Genomic DNA, 19084 nt, shown 5'->3' with positions numbered 1-19084 from the left:
TTCCTGAAGGCGGGCCTAAAAATCCGCTTAAGGGCATATCGATGAAGTTCCTTGTGCCGGCTTGAGGCGCCCAGCCTTGGGTCGGTGCTGGGAGTTAAGGTTTTCGGGCGATCCACAAAGGCATGTGGGCGTTGACCCGATTACCGTGGAGGCCCATATCTGTAGTACTGCCTAAGCCTAGGTTCACTATGGAATGGGGTATGAACCTGTGTAATAGGGTTAAGGGAGACCTTATTTACAGCGTAGCCTGCCTTGAGTGGTGGTGAGGGGATTAGGGCTTTAATTGACACTCCTGGTTGGCCGCCGTAGTGTCGATGGTATCCCTATGAAATCATCACTGCAAAAGAGGATAGGGAACGGTCAAAGGCTGTTGAGGAAAACTCCTAGACTGCTCATTGGACGTTTAAAAGGGATTATAGTGCGGTCTGAGTGGCAATCCAGTCCGGCATTCGGAGACGGTGTCGAGGCGGATTTAAAGGGGAACCGCCCATATGGCAACATTGGGTATCCGCTTGGGAAAACCTACTGGACCTAAGCCGCAGTCTTTACCTTTTAAATGACCATTCCTCTTTGTACATATTTTTTAAAACAGGAGTTAAAATGAGTCCACAAGTCAAAAGATCTGTAAAATTCAGTGTTACCATTGCCGTTATCACGTTTGTGCTAGCGGCTATTTTTTCAGTCGTGTCAGAGTCCATACTCAGTAACGTTATTTGGCTGATTGGAATTGCGGTCGTATTTATCATCATTTTAATTGGTGTTATCTTTGACATGCTGGGGATAGCTGCCACAGCAGCTGTTGAAAAACCGTTTCACGCTATGGCAGCCGAAAAGGTCACCGGCGCGAAGGAAGCTGTTAATATTATACGCAATGCTGATAAATTTGCCAGTTTCTGTAATGATGTAATTGGGGATATATCCGGCATTGTCAGTGGTGCTGCAGCGGGAACTGTTGTATTGCAAATTGCAAATATCGTTGGCCATGGAGATGGGTCCTCGTTTCAGCTTATTTTATCAGTTGTGATGACAAGTCTTGTTGCTGCATTGACTGTCGGTGGCAAGGCATTGGGCAAGTATGCTGCGATTACGGCGTCAACGAAAATCATATTTTTTGCCGGGAAAGCAGTGGCATTCATTGAAAAAAACTTTAAAATCAAGTTGCTTCCCGAAAATAAAACAGCAAAATAGCTTATGTAAAAAAGGATATTGGCTATGAAAAAACGTTTAGATGTTCTGCTCGTTGAGCGGCAATTGGCCGACACTAGAGAAAAGGCCAAACGAATGGTAATGGCCGGTCTTGTTTTTAGTGAACAACAGCGTCTGGACAAGCCCGGTGTAAAAGTTGATGAAACGATTCCATTACATGTCAGGGGAAAAACCCTCCCATACGTTGGGCGTGGTGGTCTAAAACTTGAAAAAGCGCTGGATCATTTTTCCATCAACCTCAAAAATCGAATAATGATAGACGTCGGTTCATCGACAGGCGGCTTTACCGATTGTGCACTGCAACATGGTGCACAGCTTTGTTATGCCATTGATGTCGGTTATAATCAGCTGGATTGGAAACTGCGGAATGATAACCGGGTAATCGTGATGGAACGAACGAATTTCCGCTATGTCTCACCCGATATGATCAAACACGGATGGCCGGATTTTGCAACAATTGATGTATCGTTTATTTCCCTGAAACTGATTTTGCCTGTGCTGAATAAATTGCTGAAGGCCGGCAGTGATGTGATTGCTTTAATAAAGCCGCAATTTGAAGCTGGCCGTGATCGCGTTGGCAATAAAGGGATTGTCCGTGACAAAATGGTGCATTTAAAGGTGCTTAAGGAAATAACACATATTGCCCTTGAGGAAGGCTATCAGCTGCTTGACCTGACGTATTCACCGATTACAGGCGGGGATGGCAATATTGAATTTTTGGCGCATTGGGGTTGGCAAAAAGATAAAGCAGGATTGAATATGGGTGATGCCGAATTAAAGCAATTGGTGGAAAAAGCCCACCATACATTTCAGTAAGATTCTGGAGGCCTCCTATGAGTAAAATCCAACGTCATATAAAAATACGTGAACTAATTACCGAAAATGAAATCGAAACGCAGGATAAGCTTGTAGATGAGCTGAAATCACTTGGGTTTAATGTCACACAAGCAACCGTCTCCCGCGATATTAAGGATCTGCATCTTGTCAAGGTACCGTCGTCCAATGGTCATTACAAGTATAGTTTGCCCGCAGATCAACGGTTTAATCCATTGGAAAAATTAAAGCGCTTGATTCGGGATGCTTTTGTCAAAATAGAGTACACAAGCCATTTCATCGTATTGAAAACGCTGCCGGGTAACGCACACGCTATTGGTGCACTGATTGACAATCTGGAATGGGATGAAATCATGGGAACAATATGCGGAGACGACACTTGTCTGATCATTTGCAGGACAGAAGATGATTCGGCTGATATTAGAGAGCGTTTCCTGAACATGCTTTAAGAGGATATTTGTTCAAAAATCCGGTAAAAATGACACGTCGAATAGAGGACCTTCTGCTAAAACCGCCCACGTCCTGTGGGCAACGCAGAAGTCACCACATCCTGTGGAAGCCCGCTGCTCGAAACGGCGCCGCCTCGAACTTCTCGATCCCTTTTATCCCGCATGTATGGTCAGTAACCCGCCAAAAACGGCAGCTGACTGACCATAAATGCCAGATTCGGCTCAACTAACATTCAGTGGAAAAAGCACTCCACTGGATGAAGTTTCGCTTTATCCGCCTTTTTGAACATGCAATTTAATCGTGGGGTGACATATGTGCTGACAGAATTATCGATACGGGATTTTGCTATAATTGATGAAATATCCATGACATTTAATGAAGGTCTTACAGTATTGACCGGTGAAACAGGTGCCGGAAAATCCATTATTATTGATGCGGTTCAACTGTTGGCCGGTGGTCGCGGATCGGTTGAATATGTACGTCATGGAGCAAAGAAAGCGCAAATGGAAGCCTTGTTCATAATTGATTCAGACAGTCACCAGATTTATGAGACAGCAAATCAATACGGAATTGATCTGCAGGATGGGATGGTTGTATTACACCGCACAATTACAACAGGTGGAAAGAGCATTTGCAGGGTTAATGGCAAGTTGGTTACCCTCGCGATCCTCAAAGAGTTTGGCAAACATTTAATTGATGTCCACAGTCAGCACGAAACTCAGTCATTGCTGGACCCGGACAACCACATCCAGTTATTGGATTTATATGATGAGCAGCAAATAACAAATGCGAAAAAAGAGTATACACGGTTATATGAAAAATTGACAGCGTTGAAAAAGCGATACAAAGAATTAAGTGAAAATGAACAGGAAATATCTCAGCGTTTTGATTTGCTGAAATTCCAGCAAAATGAAATTGAACAGGCCAATCTCGTCCCAAACGAAGATGACCAGCTGGAAGAAGAACGCAGCCAGCTGGCAAATTTTGAACGAATTTATAACAGTCTGCAGGATGCCTATAATGCACTTTACGGTGAACAAAAAGGACTGGAATGGCTGAATATGGCGAACCAGGCGCTTCAGAACAGTAAAGCGCATGATAGCTTTATTAATGAAAAAGCTGAAGAAATGTCGAACCATTATTTTTTAATTGAGGAATTGATGTATTCACTGAGCAGTTATACAGATACATTGCAATATGATCCAGAGCGGTTGAATGACATTGAATCCAGATTGAATGAAATCAGCCGTTTAAAGAAAAAATACGGTTCGTCAGTGAATGAAATTTTGGAATACCTGGGTAAAATTGAGGAAGAGATGGAACAGATTACGGATAAAGATTCCCATTTATCCAAACTGGAAAAACAAATTGATGAAACTTACCAGGATGCTTATCTGGAAGCGAAACAGCTCCATGATCTGCGTCAAGAAGCTGCTCAGGCTTTAACAAAAAATATCCACCAGGAGTTAAAAGACCTTTATCTGGATAAAACGACTTTTTCGGTTTCTTTTGATACAAAAACAGAGCAGGGAGAAGAAACGAAGCTGCAGCTGCATCATAACGGTTTTGATTATATCCAATTCCAAATCGCCACTAACCCGGGTGAACCGCTGAAACCGCTCCAAAAAGTGGCATCGGGTGGTGAGCTTTCACGAATAATGCTTGCATTGAAAAAAATATTCGCCAAACATCAAGGGATAACCAGTGTCATTTTTGATGAGGTCGATACGGGTGTCAGCGGCAGGGTTGCCCAGGCTATCGCTGAGAAAATTCAGCAGATTTCCAGCCAGTCGCAAGTTTTATGCATTACCCATTTGCCGCAGGTGGCTGCAATGGCTGACACCCATAAATTAATCCAGAAATACGCGGAAAATGACCGCACTTCCACGATTGTCGCGGAATTATCTAAAGATGAAAAGATAACTGAGTTGGGTCGAATGATTACCGGCGCCAAGTTAACCGATACGGCAAAAAATCACGCGATGGAACTGCTGGAATTAGCCTCCAACTATAAGAAAAATAGTGGATAAAGGATTGCAAAAAGCCAGAAGCTATAATATCTGGCTTTTTTTGCTGTAATTTATCAAATATAAGAGGAAATGTTACACATCTTTTCATGAATTTCACCAGTTTAAAACGGGTTCCGTTCGGTCAAATTAGAAATACAGAGAGAAAATTCAAATGGTGTGGGGTTAGGATGAGGAGAGTGAATTGGGTGAAAGATCATCGAAAAATCAGGCTATTGACAGGTATACTGCTTTTGATAACAGTTCTGGCAGTACCTTTTATTGCACCAGTTAACCATTACCTTTCCATTCCTAATCAGATTGTGGCCTTTGATAACCCATCGGAACCCATCAGTATGCCAGCATTGGGGGATAATGTATCGCTGGCTTCTCCAGATGGGAGTATGCAGGCGATTGATTCAACAAAGTTTTATGCGAAGGAAACAGGAAATAATGAACTGATTTATCAAGCTGCCGGTCTTCCGTTAAAAAAAGTGGATGTTTCGGTACTGGAAGATATCAGGGTTGTTCCCGGTGGGCAATCAATCGGTGTACAGCTTCATACACTCGGTGTTCTTGTGGTTGGTCATCATCAAATTAACAGTGAGGATGGCAAGATATCACCGGGTGAGGATGCCGATATACAAGTGGGTGATGTCATTTTAGAAATAAATGGTGAAAAAGTTAAAGAAATGGAAGATGTTAAGCCATTTGTGGAAGAGTCCGGAAAAGCGAATGAACCATTGGCTATCAAGCTGAAACGTGATAACGAGACCATTGAAACGACATTGGATCCAATAAAAGATGAAAAAGAGGAAGAATACCGGATTGGCTTATATATCCGTGATTCGGCCGCAGGAATTGGAACCATGACGTTTTATGACCCAGAAACCAAAAATTATGGCGCCCTTGGTCACGTCATTTCTGATATGGATACGCAAAAACCGATCGAAATTCATAACGGATCAATTGTACGTTCAAATGTAACATCGATCGAAAAAGGGAATCATGGTACACCGGGTGAAAAACAGGCAAAATTTTCCTTCGAGGATCAAAAGATTGGAAACATTACCAAAAACAGTCCTTTTGGTATTTTCGGGCAATTAAACAAACCAATATCGAATGGCAAAAACGATAAACCAATGCCAATCGCATTGTCACATGAAGTAAAAGAAGGCCCTGCAAAAATTTTAACCGTTCTTGATGGTGAGGAAGTTGAAGAATTTGATGTAAAAGTTGTCAGCAGTGTCCCGCAAAAGGTACCGGCCAAAAAAGGAATGGTTATCCAAATAACCGATGATAAACTCTTGAATGAAACTGGCGGGATCGTCCAGGGAATGAGCGGCAGTCCAATTATCCAGGACGGGAAAATGATTGGAGCCGTCACCCATGTATTTGTAAACGATCCGACAAGCGGTTATGGTGTGCATATTGAGTGGATGCTTGAGGAAGCAGGTATCGAAGTAAAAAAAGAAGCCGAGCAGGAAAAAGCTGGCTAAAGAATTAAAGTGGCTTGTTATAGAAAACTTCTATAGCAGGCCATTTATTAATGTCCTTTCAATTGAATCAACATGTAAACCGTAATCCATCAAAATATGAGGGTAATTCTATCCATAATTGTCCGATTTGTTCGGACCTGCACAATACAGGTAACAAAGGCGTTGCCACAGGACGTGGCGCTTTTAGCCTTTGTTCCCCTTCATCAGAGGGGAAGAACGCCCTGCTGAATGGCGTTTCGCTTTATCCCGCATGTAACGGACAGTAATCCGCCAAAAAACGGCGGCCAACTGTCCCTAAATGTCCGATTCTGCTCAACTAACATTCAGTGGAGAAAAGCACTCCACTGAATGAAGTTTCGCTTTATGCTATAATGGTTATAAATATTTTTCGACAAAATCGGAAATTTATTGTCAAATATTATCAAATTACATCGATAATTAGAGTAAACGCGTGCAAATATAAGAAAATCGAAAAAAAATTAAAGTTTTTTAAATTTAAAAAGGATATTTGAATCTTGTGTCGAATATATTACGTGGAGAAAGCTCGAATTAAAGGAGGAACTTTTCGTGGAAAAAATTTCAGTTTGTTTAGTGGACGATAATAGGGAACTCGTTCAATTAATGGAAGAGTATTTTGAGGGACAGGAGGATATTGAAGTTATCGGGATTGCCTATAACGGACGGGAATGTCTGGATATGCTGGATGAATTGGAGCCGGACGTCCTCGTATTAGACATTATTATGCCGCATATTGATGGCCTGGGTGTATTGAATACAATCCGTGCTGAAGAAAGGAACCATGATCCAAACGTTATTATGCTGACTGCTTTTGGACAGGAAGAAGTCATGAAAAAAGCAGTTGATTTAGGGGCATCATATTTTATTTTAAAACCATTTGAATTGGATAATTTGGCCGAACAGATCCGTCAGGTGCAGGGTACAGATACGATAAAACAGGCGCCGCCGAAAAAATCCAATGGTAAAGAGCGCAGGAAAAGGGATTTGGAGGCAAGTATCACAAATATTATTCATGAGATTGGTGTGCCGGCACATATCAAAGGATATATGTATTTAAGAGAGGCCATTACCATGGTTTATAATGACATCGAACTTTTGGGCTCGATAACCAAAGTATTGTATCCTGATATTGCCAAAAAATACAATACGACGGCATCACGCGTGGAACGGGCGATACGGCATGCCATCGAGGTTGCCTGGAGCAGAGGAAATGTTGAATCAATTTCTGCATTATTCGGTTATACGGTCAATATTTCCAAAGCCAAACCAACTAATTCAGAGTTCATTGCCATGGTGGCTGACCGGCTGCGGCTGGAGTATAAGGCAAGCTGAAAGTAATGGTCTCACTTTTGTGAACATAGTAAAAAACTGTATGGCGGGATATCCCGCCATACAGTTTTTTACTCAAAAAATTTATGATACAGTGACTTAACGGCTAATTCCAGTTTATCTTTGCGTATCCCGAACATGACCGATACTTCGGATGACCCCTGGTTGATCATCTCAATATTAATATTAGCCTCGGCAAATGCAGCTGCCGATTTTTCAGCAATACCAACTGCACTCATCATGCCCTCGCCGACAACCATGATCATGGCGAAACCGTAATCAATGGAAATTGTTTCAGGATTGAGTTCCTGCTTGATACGGTTGATGACATTTATTTCTTTTTCAGCAGTCAGCTGACTGTCCCGGATAATAACGGACATATTGTCAATTCCTGAAGGGGCATGTTCAAAGGAAATGGACTCATCCTCCAGAATTTGCAGCAATTTGCGTCCGAAGCCGATTTCCCGGTTCATGAGGTATTTGCTGACATATAAGTTGGAAAATCCCGTATCACTGGCAATCCCTACGACACATCTGGAACGCGGATCTTTTTCCGAAACAATCATTGTGCCGGGACTGGCCGGATTATTCGTATTTTTAATGCACACGGGTATCTCCGCTTGGAATGCAGGCATAAGCGCTTCGTCGTGAAATACACCGAATCCGGAATATGATAATTCACGCATTTCCTTATATGTTAATGTTGTTATTTTCTCAGGGTTGCTGACAATTTTCGGATTGACCGCATACACGGAATCAACATCCGTGAAATTTTCGTATAAATCTGCCTGGACCCCCGCAGCAACAATTGACCCGGTAATATCTGATCCGCCCCTTGGAAATGTCATTAAGCGGCCATTATTTGTAAATCCGAAAAAACCTGGTATGACAATGATTCCGTCTCGCTTGCGTAATTCATATAATTTGCCAAAGCTTTCCGGAAGTACTTGGGCATTTCCGGGCTCATCGCTGACAATGATACCAGCTTCTTTCGGACTAACGTAATGAGCATTCAATCCGATGGTTTTTAAATATTCACTGACGATTTTAGCACAACTGTCCTCACCAATTGATTTCAGTCGATCCGCTTTCATTTGATCAGACGATTCACTGTCAAGGGTATTTTGGATGGACTGTTTAATACCAATGAGAATCGAATTTGAAAGCTCAAGCTTATTGATGATGTCCGCGAACCGTTCCATAATATCTGAAAAAATCTTTTCAACAGATTTATTTTGAAGCACAAGTTCGCTCAATTCGATTAACAGATCGGTTATCTTGACATCATCATCAAAACGCTTCCCCGGAGCTGACACAACAACGAATTTTCGCTCGGAATCATCCGCAATGATGGAACCCACCTTTTTAATTTGTTCATCACTTGCTACAGAACTTCCCCCGAATTTTACAACTTTCATGCTACACCTCTCCATTGGTAATGTATTAAGTCTTTTCAATGATCATCTTCGTTTTCGTTTGGTCTTTTGATTTTTTCTGTCACGGTGTACGATAAAACCGCCTATAAATGCGAGTCCGCCTAAAAATAACATAAATCCGGCAATAAATTGGACACTAATATGGAAAAAAATTGAATAAAAGTCATTGAATAATGCATCACGCATCAACTTAATCCCAAAAGCCGAAATCAGGCCGGGTATGAACAGCAGCAGCACTGCAACAATACGGATCATGGTTGCGGTCTTTCCCTTCAAATGTATATCAAACTCTTCTAAGTATAGCAAAATTGGAGGAAAATAGGAACACGTCACCAAATATTTATCCCGCAACCCGCCAAAGGACGTCGGTCAACAGTCCCTAAATGTCCGATTTTGCTGAGTCCTGCAGGGCGCCGGTTACAAAGAAGTTGCGATTGACGTGGCGCTTTTAGCCTTTGTTCCCCATCATCAGCAGGGGAAAAGCGTCCCGCTGAATGAAGTTTTACTTTTTACCGTCATAGGATTGCTTAAAATTGCACAATCGCGTATGCTAAAAGTATGCAAATGATTGCAAGGATGGGATGAACATGAAACGTGTGCTGATTGTGGGAGCGGGAAAAGGCGGAAGTGCCTTGCTGGAATTTTTGCATAACACGGAAAAAATGAAAGTTGTGGCCATTACGGATATCAATCCTGATGCGAAAGGGTTGAAAATTGCGGCAGCATACGGAATTCCTACTGGCACGAGCTATACCGAATGGATTGATGATCATGTCGACATTATTGTTGAAGCGACCGGTGATGATGATGTGCTTGCACAATTGCTTGAAAAGCGCAGCGGAAATACAGTTGTCATCCCGGGCAGTGTTGCCTACATCATTTCCGAATTGATGGAAGAGAAAGAATCATTGCTGGAACGATTAAAGCTTCAGGCAAACAATCAAGAACTTATTCTCAATAATATTCATGATGGTATGATCGTTGTGAACGAACAGGAGATTGTCCAATTTGCCAATAAAAGTGCTGAGCGGATTATCGGTATAGCTAAAGAACAGTTCACTGGTCAGGATATAAAAAATGTCATTGCCGGTACAAGGCTCCCCCATGTTTTGCGGAGCCGCAGAAAAGAAGTCAATCAAAAACTCATTCTGGAAAATGGCAAAAAGGTAATAACGACCAGAATTCCAATCATAAATGCTGAAAACCGGGTACTTGGTGCTTTTGCTGTTTTTAAAGATATTACAGAGGTCATGAATCTGGCGGAAGAAAATACCGATCTTAACGACATCAAGACACTGCTTGAAGCGATCATCCAGTCATCGGATGAAGCGATATCGGTCGTTGATGAAAACGGGGTCGGCATGATGATCAACCCTGCTTATACACGTATCACCGGGCTCAGGGAAGCAGATATTATCGGCAAACCTGCCAGCGTTGACATATCCGAAGGCGAGAGTATGCATATGAAGGTACTGCAAACGCGCCGCGCGGTTAGAAGGGTCCGTATGAAAGTGGGCCCGGCCAAAAAAGAGGTATTAGTAAATGTAGCCCCTGTCATCGTTGATGGCAAGATAAAGGGAAGTGTTGGCGTCCTGCATGATGTGTCCGAGATTCAGTCATTGACAAGTGAACTGAAACGCGCAAGGCAGATTATCCGTAATCTCGAAGCAAAATATACGTTTGATGACATTATCGGCTCCTCAGCTGAGATGCAAATAGCGCTTGAACAAGCCAAAGTCGGTGCAAAAACGCCGGCAACTGTACTCCTGCGCGGTGATTCCGGTACAGGTAAAGAGTTGTTTGCACATGCTATACATAACGAAAGTGACCGTAAGCATAATAAATTCATTCGTGTAAATTGTGCAGCAATTGCCGAAAGTATTCTTGAAAGTGAATTATTCGGCTACGAAGAAGGGGCTTTTACCGGTGCTAAACAAGGCGGTAAAAAAGGGTTATTTGAAGAGGCAAACAGGGGAAGTATTTTTCTCGATGAAATTGGCGAACTTTCCCTTCATATGCAGGCAAAACTGCTCCGTGTACTGCAGGAAGGTGAGATTATCCGGGTTGGCGGAACCACCCCAATAGCGATTGACGTCCGGGTGATTACGGCGACAAATATTAATCTTGAGAAAGCCATTATGCACAAAACATTCCGGGAAGATTTATACTACCGTTTGAATCGGCTTCCAATTTATATTCCGTCACTAAAAGAACGGATAGAAGATTTGCCGGAACTTATTGAATACCTTATCCAAAAAATTAATCAGGATTATGGACGAAATGTAAAAGCCATTGATGACCAGGCAATCGCGTATTTAAAAAATTATCATTGGCCTGGCAATGTCCGTGAACTGGAAAATATCATCGGACGTGCTATGATCTATATGGATATGAATGAGGAAGTGGTGCAAAAGAAACATATACCGGAACTGATGCCATTTACCGAATCGTCTCAACAGCTGCAACAAGACTCCGGGATAAACCGGACATTGCAGGAAGCTATGGAACAATATGAAAAACAATATATAATGGATACGCTTCGGGATAATCACTATCATAAAACCCGTACTGCCAAACGTCTTAATATATCGATTCGAAATCTTTACTATAAGCTCGAAAAATATGGAATTGAAAAAAGTAACATGCAATAATTTTCATGCATGCAATAATATGCATAGTACTCAAAGCATAAATAAAGCGCTTTCAAAACTGAATAATTGGCATGGTTTTTGCAAATGAATTAATGGGGTGGTGACAGCCAGATGTCATGCTGACAGAAATGAAGCAGCAGGCGAAAGCTAAAATATAAACAGCTTATCGCTGTAGCTGATGCTATGAACAGGATACGCTTCAGTAAAAAGAAGCAAACTTTAGTATCGGCAGAGGCAAACTGAAAAGGGTTTTGAACAGTTTTTAATCACATTTAAGGGGGAACTAATGATGGAAATTTTTAGCTATATGGAAGAATCTGATTATGAACAGCTCGTGTTTTGCCAGGATAAAAATTCTGGTTTGAAAGCAATCATCGCCATCCACGATACAACACTTGGACCGGCATTGGGCGGTTCAAGAATGTGGACATATGATTCCGAAGCAGATGCGATTGAAGATGCTTTAAGGCTGGCCAAGGGCATGACGTATAAGAATGCCGCTGCCGGTCTGAACCTTGGGGGCGGTAAAACAGTGATAATTGGTGATCCGAAAAAAGATAAAAACCCGGAAATGTTCCGCGCTTTCGGAAGATATATCCAAAGTCTTAACGGGCGGTACATTACAGCAGAAGATGTTGGCACTGATGAACATGACATGGATCTGATTCATATGGAAACAGACTTTGTGACAGGCACGTCTGCCGGACCAGGTTCATCAGGCAATCCTTCACCGATTACCGGCTATGGTATTTATAAAGGTATGAAGGCAGCAGCAATGGAAGCATTTGGGGATGCGTCACTGGAAGGAAGAACGGTTGCGGTTCAAGGTATGGGCAATGTGGCTTATGCATTGAGCGAGCATTTGCATAAAGAAGGAGCCCGCCTAATCGTCACAGACATTAACGAAAATGCTGTCAAACGCGCAATTGATGCATTCGGTGCCGAAGCAGTCAGCCCTGATGAGATTTACAGTGTTGATTGCGATATTTATGCGCCGTGTGCGCTTGGCGCAGTTATAAATGATGAAACTATTCCGCAATTAAAAGCAAAAGTTATCGCCGGCTCCGCAAACAACCAGCTTAAAACAAATGAACATGGCCATAGGATTCATGAAATGGGAATTGTATATGCACCTGATTACGTCATTAATTCCGGTGGTGTCATCAATGTCTCAGATGAATTAAATGGCTATAATAAACAGCGGGCGATGAAAAAAGTGGAAACCATTTATGATAACTTAATGCAAGTGTTTGAAATATCCAGACGTGATAACATCCCAACCTATATTGCTGCCGATCGTATGGCCGAAGAACGGATACAATCTCTCAGCGCATCACGAAGTCAATTCCTGATGAATGGCCATCATCCATTGAGCAGGCGATAACACGTATGGAAAGTGACAGGGTCAATTGTTTTGTCATTCCAGCCTTTGTGGGTTTTAGTCACTAAATGTCAACGCACATCAGTGTCTTTGATGATGAGGATTTCATTTTTTGAAAAATTTACCACGCAGCAGTGAAGAACTTTCCGGATATAGATGCATCATTGACTAATATGCATTCCGTCCGTAAACATATTTTGCTCAAGCAGCTGGATCAGAGGGTATAATGATTATCGCCCTGGAAAAAACGAAGCAGCATGATGAGTTCTGTAGAAGAAAGAATCGACTAACATATACCCTTTTAACCTAAACTGGAGAGGAGCATTGATTTAATGGCGAAAGAATATGATTTAGTTGTACTCGGAGGAGGGACTGGTGGATATGTGGCTGCGATACGTGCGTCTCAGCTTGGTATGCAGGTTGCTGTCGTTGAAAAAAGCGAGTTAGGCGGGACCTGTTTGAACAGAGGCTGTATACCATCTAAATCTCTGCTCAGGAGTGCGGAAGTTTTTAAACAAACAAAAGAAGCAAATGAATACGGCGTGGAAGCATCGGATATTACGTTAAATTTTGCCAAGGTTCAGGAACGTAAAAACCGTATCATCAAAACACTCCAACAAGGTGTACATGGCCTTATGAAAAAGGGCAAAATAGATGTCTATGAAGGTTTTGGCCGTATTTTGGGTCCAAGTATCTTCTCACCAATGCCCGGTACGATATCAATCGAATATGAAAATGGTGACGAAAATACCATGCTGGTACCAAAAAACGTGCTGATCGCTACCGGATCCAGGCCTAGGTCACTGCCGGGGCTTGAATTGGACGGGGAAATTGTGATGAGTTCCGATGAAGCGCTTAACATGAACGAACTGCCATCCTCAATGATCATTGTGGGGGGCGGCGTAATTGGTATTGAGTGGGCGTCGATGCTTTCAGATTTTGGTGTCGATGTAACTGTCATTGAATACATGGACTATATTTTACCGACAGAAGATGAGGTGATTGCCAAGGAAGTTGAAAAACAACTGAAGAAAAAAGGTGTCCATGTTGTAAAAGGTGCTAAAGTATTGCCCGATAAACTGCAAAAAGAAAAAGGTGTAACGGTAGAAGCTGAAATCAATCATCATAACGAAACGTTTTCGGCCGACAGAATGCTTGTTTCTGTTGGACGAGAAGCCGTTACTTCAAATATTGGACTGCAGAATACCGATATCGTTATTGACAAAGGATTTATTCAGACAAATGATTTTTACCAAACGAAAGAATCACATATCTATGCGATTGGGGATGTGATCGGCGGAATGCAGCTCGCGCATGTGGCATCCCACGAAGGCATTGTGGCGGTTGAACATATGGCCGATCGAAACCCACTCCCGCTGGATTATGACACAATTCCGTCATGCATTTATGCCAATCCCGAAGCTGCCAGTGTCGGACTGACAGAAAAACAGGCTATTGATCAAGGGTTTGATACCAAAATCGGCAAGTTCCCGTTCAAGGCAATCGGGAAAGCATTAGTCCACGGTGAATCAGGCGGCTTTGTTAAAATCATTGCCGACAAAAAGACGGAAGATTTACTTGGTGTGCATATGGTCGGGCCGCATGTTACCGATATGATTTCGGAAGCGGGCCTTGCGAAAGTACTGGATGCAACACCATGGGAGATAGCACACAGTGTTCACCCGCATCCGACACTTTCTGAAGTGATGGGTGAGGCAGCGATGGCTGTAGAAGGCAATCAGATTCACGGGTAAATCATACTTACTTTTGCATAAAAGGGGAGGGAAAGCAAATGGCAAAAAATCGCCATGAATCGTTAGGTTTAACGGATGAACAGGCAGTAGACATGTACAAACACATGCTCCTGGCTCGCAAAATTGATGAGAGGATGTGGCTGTTGAATCGTGCCGGAAAAATTCCTTTTGTCATTTCAGGTCAGGGACAGGAGGCTTCACAGATAGGCGCTTCATTTGCGCTTGATCGTAACAACGATTATGCAGCACCGTATTACCGGGATATGGGCGTCGTGCTGGCATTTGGGATGACAGCCAAAGAACTGATGCTTTCAGCGTTTGCCAAAGCGGAAGATCCCAATTCCGGGGGGCGGCAAATGCCGAGTCATTTCGGACAAAAGAAAAATCGGATATTGAGCCAGTCCTCACCGGTGACAACACAAGTTCCGCATGCTGTTGGTGTTGCATTGGCCGCTAAAATGGAAAAAAAAGATTTTGCTTCCTTTGTGACACTGGGCGAAGGGTCGACCAACCAGGGTGATTTTCATGAAGGGCTGAACTTTGCCGGTGTTCATAAGCTGCCCGTCATTACGATGGTCGAGAACAATAAATATGCGATATCGGTGCCGCTGGATAAACAAATTGCAAGCACCAACGTCTCCGATCGTGCCCACAGTTATGGTATGCCGGGTGTGACAGTCGATGGCAATGACCCATTGGCGGTGTACGAGGCAGTTAAAAAAGCAAGAGAACGAGCCGTGAATGGGGAAGGACCGACACTGATTGAGGCCGTATCCTACCGGTTCACAGCCCACTCAAGTGATGATGACGACCGACAGTACCGTGAAAGTGCTGAAGTGGAAGAAGCAAAGAAAAAAGATGCGATTATTTCATTTGCTGCATACTTAAAAGAGACAGACACGATGACAGAAAAACAGGAGCAGGAGATTCGCAGTGAAATTGATTCGATTGTAAACGATGCGACCGACTATGCGGAAAATGCCGCATACCCTGAACCTGAGTCCGCGCTGAAATATGTTTATGAAGAGTAGGGGGGAGATTTATTATGCCAGTCATGTCGTATATACAGGCAGTTACGGCTGCTTTATCGGAAGAGATGCAACGTGATGAAAAAGTGTTCATTTTAGGGGAGGATGTTGGAAAAAAAGGCGGCGTGTTCGGTGCGACAAAAGGTTTGCACGATGCGTTCGGCGAATATCGTGTGCTGGATACACCACTTGCAGAATCCGCCATTGCCGGTGTCGGCATAGGTGCTGCTATGTATGGTATGCGCCCGGTTGCAGAAATGCAATTTGCCGACTTTATCATGCCGGCCGTTAACCAGATCATTTCCGAGGCTGCCAAAATGCGCTATCGTTCCAATAACGACTGGAATGTGCCAATAACCATAAGAGCTCCTTATGGCGGTGGTGTGCATGGTGCATTGTATCATTCCCAATCCGTTGAGGCCGTATTTGCCAACCAGCCGGGATTGAAAATCGTTATGCCATCCACACCATACGATGTGAAAGGGTTATTGAAGGCCTCGATTCGCGACAATGATCCAGTATTGTTTTTCGAACATAAACGGGCATACCGTCTATTGAAAAGTGACGTTCCAGAAGAAGATTATGTTCTGCCGATTGGTAAAGCAGATGTGAAGCGGGAAGGAAACGACGTAACGGTCATAACATATGGTCTGGGCGTCCACTTTGCGCTTCAGGCTGCCGAAAAACTTGAAGAAGCGGGTGTGGATACGCACATACTTGATTTGCGAACGGTATACCCTCTGGATCAGGAAGCGATTATTAAGGCTGCACAGAAAACCGGCAAAGTCCTTCTGATCACAGAGGATAATAAAGAAGGCAGTATTATCGGGGAGGTGGCCGCCATTATTGCGGAAAACTGCCTGTTTGACCTTGATTCCCCGATACAGCGTCTTGCTGGTCCTGATATACCGGCAATGCCGTTTTCACCAACAATGGAAAAGTATTTTATGATTAATCCGGATAAAGTCGAAAACGCCATTCGCGAACTGGCTGAATTTTAAATCCAAATAGGCAGATAGAAGGAGGGATTTCCAGGATGGCAACCGAAAGAATCAACATGCCGCAGCTTGGGGAAAGTGTTACGGAAGGTACAATCAGTACCTGGCTTGTCAGCGCAGGGGATAAAATCAATAAATATGATCCGATTGCAGAAGTCATGACTGATAAAGTTAATGCTGAAGTGCCGTCATCATTTACAGGCGTGATTAAAGAGGTTGTGGCACAGGAAGGGGATACCATTCAGGTTGGTGATCTCATGTGTTATATCGATACAGAAGACGCACTTTCAAGTGATGAAACCAACACTGCTGAACAAAGTGAACCTGATCAGGAGGCTAAACCAGAGCAGACTTCCAATGATAATTCCATGAAAAAACGGTATTCGCCGGCTGTATTAAAGCTGGCCCAGGAAAATGATATTGATTTGGCGTATGTTGACGGTACAGGGCGCGGCGGCCGGATTACAAGAAAAGATATCGAGAAACTGATTGCCTCCGGTGATAAGCCGGCACCAGCTACTTCGAAAAATGAGCAGAAAACTACCGAAGCCGCGGATCTAAAATCACCACAATCGGAACATCAAGCTGTACCGCAGCAATCGGCAAAGTTGGGCGATATCGAAATCCCGGTTACCGGTGTGCGAAAAGCCATTGCACAAAATATGGTTAAATCCACACAAGAGATACCACACGCATGGATGGCGGTCGAAGCCGATGTAACCGACTTGGTCAATTACCGCAATCAAGTGAAAGATGAATTTAAACAACATGAAGGATACAGCCTGACATTCTTTGCTTTTTTTGTAAAAGCTGTAGCCCAGGCACTGAAAGAATTCCCGCAATTAAACAGTACATGGGCCGGCGATAAAATTATTCAACATAAAGATATTAATTTATCCATTGCGGTCGCAAAAGATCAGGAACTGTTTGTACCGGTCATTAAAAACGCCGATGAAAAAAGCATTAAAGGTATCGCCAGGGATATCAACGATTTGGCGGCGCGGGCACGTTCTGGAAAATTGACACAGGATGATATGCAGGGTGGAACGTTTACAGTTAACAATACCGGATCTTTCGGCTCAGTGCAGTCCATGGGTGTGATCAACCATCCGCAGGCCGCTATATTGCAGGTTGAATCAATTGTAAAGCGGCCGGTCATTATAAATGATATGTTTGCAGCCCGTGACATGGTTAATTTATGCTTATCGCTTGACCATCGAGTATTGGACGGACTGATTGCTGGGCAATTCCTGGCAAGGGTAAAGGAAATTGTTGAACACACCAATGCCAATACAACAAGTATCTATTAGAAAACCCCATACTGTTTTCATCCTTCGAGCTGCCGGACAGACAAAAGTTTTCTAAATTGAAATCTCCCAATAATATTGATAAGCTAATCATATGCACGATCAAACAATATTAAAAGGGGATGGACAATCATATGGATTTCAATTTATTCATGAATGATGTCGTTAATGCCGCTCGTGAGGATGTACGGGAAGCAGGTTATGAGGAATTAACCACGCCTGAAGCTGTTGATGAAGCCATGAAGCGTGACGGATCAACATTAGTGATGGTTAACTCGACATGCGGCTGTGCCGGTGGTGTGGCACGTCCTGCAGCAGCTAATGCGATTCATTACGATAAACGGCCTGACCATCTTGTCACAGTGTTTGCCGGACAAGACCGTGAAGCAACGGAAAAAGCACGGGAGTACTTCGAAGGTTATCCGCCTTCGTCACCATCGTTTGCTTTCCTAAAGGATGGCAAAATTGTTACGATGCTTGAACGCTCTGACATTGAAGGCTACAGTGCCATGGATGTTGTCGGCAAGCTGCAAAAAGTATTCGATGAGCATTGTGAAGAAATTTAAACATAATGAGGTTATGGTATGGGGCTGTCTCAAATATAACGGGTCAGCCTCATTTTGTTAGATCATGCATCGAATCACTGTTTTTTTAAGGAGAATTTAACATGAAGATTGGCTCCCGTACCATCAAGACAGCAATAGGAACTCCGATCTCCATTTCGATTGCACAGGTTTTGGGCTTGACTAATTTTATATCGGCAGGCATTCTAACGATTCTATGCATCCAGCCATCACGAAAACGTTCTGTATTGAGTGCGTGGCATCGTTTTTTAGCTTGTGTGGTAGCCGCTTTATTTTCCATCATCTTTTTTGAGTTAATCGGCTATCATCCAATTGTTATTGGTATCATGCTTGCGTTTTTCATACCAGTGACCGTCTGGCTGAAGGCTACCCCGGGAATTGCGACCAGTTCCGTCATCATTTTGAACTTATATAGTGCTGAATATATTTCCGTTACTTTTTTGACCGAACAGCTTTTCATTATTATTATTGGCATCGGAACGGCGTTACTCGTCAATTTGTATATGCCGAGCCTGGAAAGTCAATTAAAGCAAAAACAGGATGAACTGGAGCACAATTTTCAAATCATATTAAATGAAATCGCTTTATACATACGTAATAAAA

At 43.0% G+C, this 19084-nt stretch carries 16 protein-coding genes; 14 read left to right on the top strand and 2 right to left on the bottom strand.

Going from position 1 to position 19084, the window contains the following annotated elements; genetic code table 11:
- The first annotated feature begins 600 nt into the window (after positions 1-600).
- The 6 genes from VK080_RS14455 to spo0A all read left to right on the top strand — a co-directional run bounded on the left by VK080_RS14455 (position 601) and on the right by spo0A (position 7345).
- On the top strand, positions 601-1188 hold the full coding sequence (locus VK080_RS14455; RefSeq protein ID WP_324225475.1) for a hypothetical protein: 588 nt from the start codon (positions 601-603) through the stop codon (positions 1186-1188).
- 15 nt (positions 1189-1203) lie between these two features.
- A complete protein-coding gene (locus tag VK080_RS14450) occupies positions 1204-2022 on the top strand; it encodes a TlyA family RNA methyltransferase (protein WP_324225478.1) in 819 nt (272 codons plus the stop codon).
- Positions 2023-2039: 17 nt separating this feature from the next.
- Complete coding sequence (gene ahrC / locus VK080_RS14445; protein WP_324225474.1) at positions 2040-2489, top strand: transcriptional regulator AhrC/ArgR; 450 nt, start codon at positions 2040-2042, stop codon at positions 2487-2489.
- A 315-nt stretch (positions 2490-2804) separates the two neighbouring features.
- Positions 2805-4520, top strand: a complete 1716-nt coding sequence (gene recN / locus VK080_RS14440) for a DNA repair protein RecN (protein ID WP_324225473.1) — start codon at positions 2805-2807, stop codon at positions 4518-4520.
- 167 nt (positions 4521-4687) lie between these two features.
- The gene (gene spoIVB, locus VK080_RS14435; RefSeq protein WP_324225472.1) at positions 4688-5995 is read left to right on the top strand and encodes a SpoIVB peptidase; all 1308 of its coding nucleotides are present in this window, start codon (positions 4688-4690) and stop codon (positions 5993-5995) included.
- Positions 5996-6562: 567 nt separating this feature from the next.
- Positions 6563-7345 (top strand): sporulation transcription factor Spo0A, encoded by a 783-nt coding sequence (spo0A, locus tag VK080_RS14430; RefSeq protein ID WP_324225471.1) that lies wholly within the window; start codon positions 6563-6565, stop codon positions 7343-7345.
- 68 nt (positions 7346-7413) lie between these two features.
- Here the strand turns inward: spo0A and VK080_RS14425 are convergent, their stop codons facing one another.
- Both VK080_RS14425 and VK080_RS14420 read right to left on the bottom strand, forming a co-directional pair.
- Positions 7414-8760, bottom strand: a complete 1347-nt coding sequence (locus VK080_RS14425; RefSeq protein WP_324225470.1) for an aspartate kinase — start codon at positions 8758-8760, stop codon at positions 7414-7416.
- A 42-nt stretch (positions 8761-8802) separates the two neighbouring features.
- Positions 8803-9033: a DUF2627 domain-containing protein gene (locus tag VK080_RS14420; protein WP_324225477.1), complete on the bottom strand. Its 231-nt coding sequence runs from the start codon at positions 9031-9033 to the stop codon at positions 8803-8805.
- Between the two features lie 332 nt (positions 9034-9365).
- On the opposite strand from VK080_RS14420, the gene VK080_RS14415 reads away from it, so the two are divergent.
- From VK080_RS14415 to VK080_RS14380, 8 genes are all read left to right on the top strand, one after another.
- Complete coding sequence (locus VK080_RS14415) at positions 9366-11429, top strand: sigma 54-interacting transcriptional regulator (RefSeq protein ID WP_324225469.1); 2064 nt, start codon at positions 9366-9368, stop codon at positions 11427-11429.
- Positions 11430-11718: 289 nt separating this feature from the next.
- Complete coding sequence (locus VK080_RS14410) at positions 11719-12813, top strand: Glu/Leu/Phe/Val dehydrogenase (protein WP_324225476.1); 1095 nt, start codon at positions 11719-11721, stop codon at positions 12811-12813.
- A 329-nt stretch (positions 12814-13142) separates the two neighbouring features.
- On the top strand, positions 13143-14564 hold the full coding sequence (gene lpdA, locus VK080_RS14405; protein WP_324225468.1) for a dihydrolipoyl dehydrogenase: 1422 nt from the start codon (positions 13143-13145) through the stop codon (positions 14562-14564).
- A 38-nt stretch (positions 14565-14602) separates the two neighbouring features.
- A complete protein-coding gene (locus tag VK080_RS14400) occupies positions 14603-15595 on the top strand; it encodes a thiamine pyrophosphate-dependent dehydrogenase E1 component subunit alpha (protein WP_324225467.1) in 993 nt (330 codons plus the stop codon).
- A 14-nt stretch (positions 15596-15609) separates the two neighbouring features.
- Entirely contained in the window at positions 15610-16593 is a 984-nt protein-coding gene (locus VK080_RS14395; RefSeq protein WP_324225466.1) for an alpha-ketoacid dehydrogenase subunit beta, read from the top strand.
- A gap of 35 nt (positions 16594-16628) precedes the next feature.
- Positions 16629-17900 carry a dihydrolipoamide acetyltransferase family protein gene (locus tag VK080_RS14390; protein WP_324225465.1) on the top strand — a complete coding sequence of 424 codons (1272 nt, stop codon included), beginning with the start codon at positions 16629-16631 and terminating at the stop codon, positions 17898-17900.
- 131 nt (positions 17901-18031) lie between these two features.
- Complete coding sequence (locus VK080_RS14385; RefSeq protein ID WP_324225464.1) at positions 18032-18463, top strand: BrxA/BrxB family bacilliredoxin; 432 nt, start codon at positions 18032-18034, stop codon at positions 18461-18463.
- Between the two features lie 101 nt (positions 18464-18564).
- A partial coding sequence (locus VK080_RS14380; protein ID WP_324225463.1) for an aromatic acid exporter family protein occupies positions 18565-19084 on the top strand: 520 nt, incomplete at its 3' end.

It is taken from the genome of Lentibacillus sp. (genome assembly GCF_035301925.1).
Lineage (GTDB): Bacteria > Bacillota > Bacilli > Bacillales > Amphibacillaceae > Lentibacillus.
The sequence above is the reverse complement of the archived record's forward strand: the minus strand, read 5'-3'. Positions and strand labels throughout refer to the sequence as shown.

Excerpts from the sequence above, each read along its gene's own strand:
- VK080_RS14400 (WP_324225467.1), top strand. The coding sequence starts at position 14,603 with ATGGCAAAAAATCGCCATGAATCGTTAGGTTTAACGGATGAACAGGCA.
- lpdA (WP_324225468.1), top strand. The coding sequence starts at position 13,143 with ATGGCGAAAGAATATGATTTAGTTGTACTCGGAGGAGGGACTGGTGGA.
- VK080_RS14395 (WP_324225466.1), top strand. The coding sequence starts at position 15,610 with ATGCCAGTCATGTCGTATATACAGGCAGTTACGGCTGCTTTATCGGAA.
- VK080_RS14425 (WP_324225470.1), bottom strand. The coding sequence starts at position 8,760 with ATGAAAGTTGTAAAATTCGGGGGAAGTTCTGTAGCAAGTGATGAACAA.
- spoIVB (WP_324225472.1), top strand. The coding sequence starts at position 4,688 with ATGAGGAGAGTGAATTGGGTGAAAGATCATCGAAAAATCAGGCTATTG.
- VK080_RS14415 (WP_324225469.1), top strand. The coding sequence starts at position 9,366 with ATGAAACGTGTGCTGATTGTGGGAGCGGGAAAAGGCGGAAGTGCCTTG.
- VK080_RS14410 (WP_324225476.1), top strand. The coding sequence starts at position 11,719 with ATGGAAATTTTTAGCTATATGGAAGAATCTGATTATGAACAGCTCGTG.
- ahrC (WP_324225474.1), top strand. The coding sequence starts at position 2,040 with ATGAGTAAAATCCAACGTCATATAAAAATACGTGAACTAATTACCGAA.
- VK080_RS14385 (WP_324225464.1), top strand. The coding sequence starts at position 18,032 with ATGGATTTCAATTTATTCATGAATGATGTCGTTAATGCCGCTCGTGAG.
- VK080_RS14390 (WP_324225465.1), top strand. The coding sequence starts at position 16,629 with ATGGCAACCGAAAGAATCAACATGCCGCAGCTTGGGGAAAGTGTTACG.
- VK080_RS14455 (WP_324225475.1), top strand. The coding sequence starts at position 601 with ATGAGTCCACAAGTCAAAAGATCTGTAAAATTCAGTGTTACCATTGCC.
- VK080_RS14420 (WP_324225477.1), bottom strand. The coding sequence starts at position 9,033 with ATGATCCGTATTGTTGCAGTGCTGCTGCTGTTCATACCCGGCCTGATT.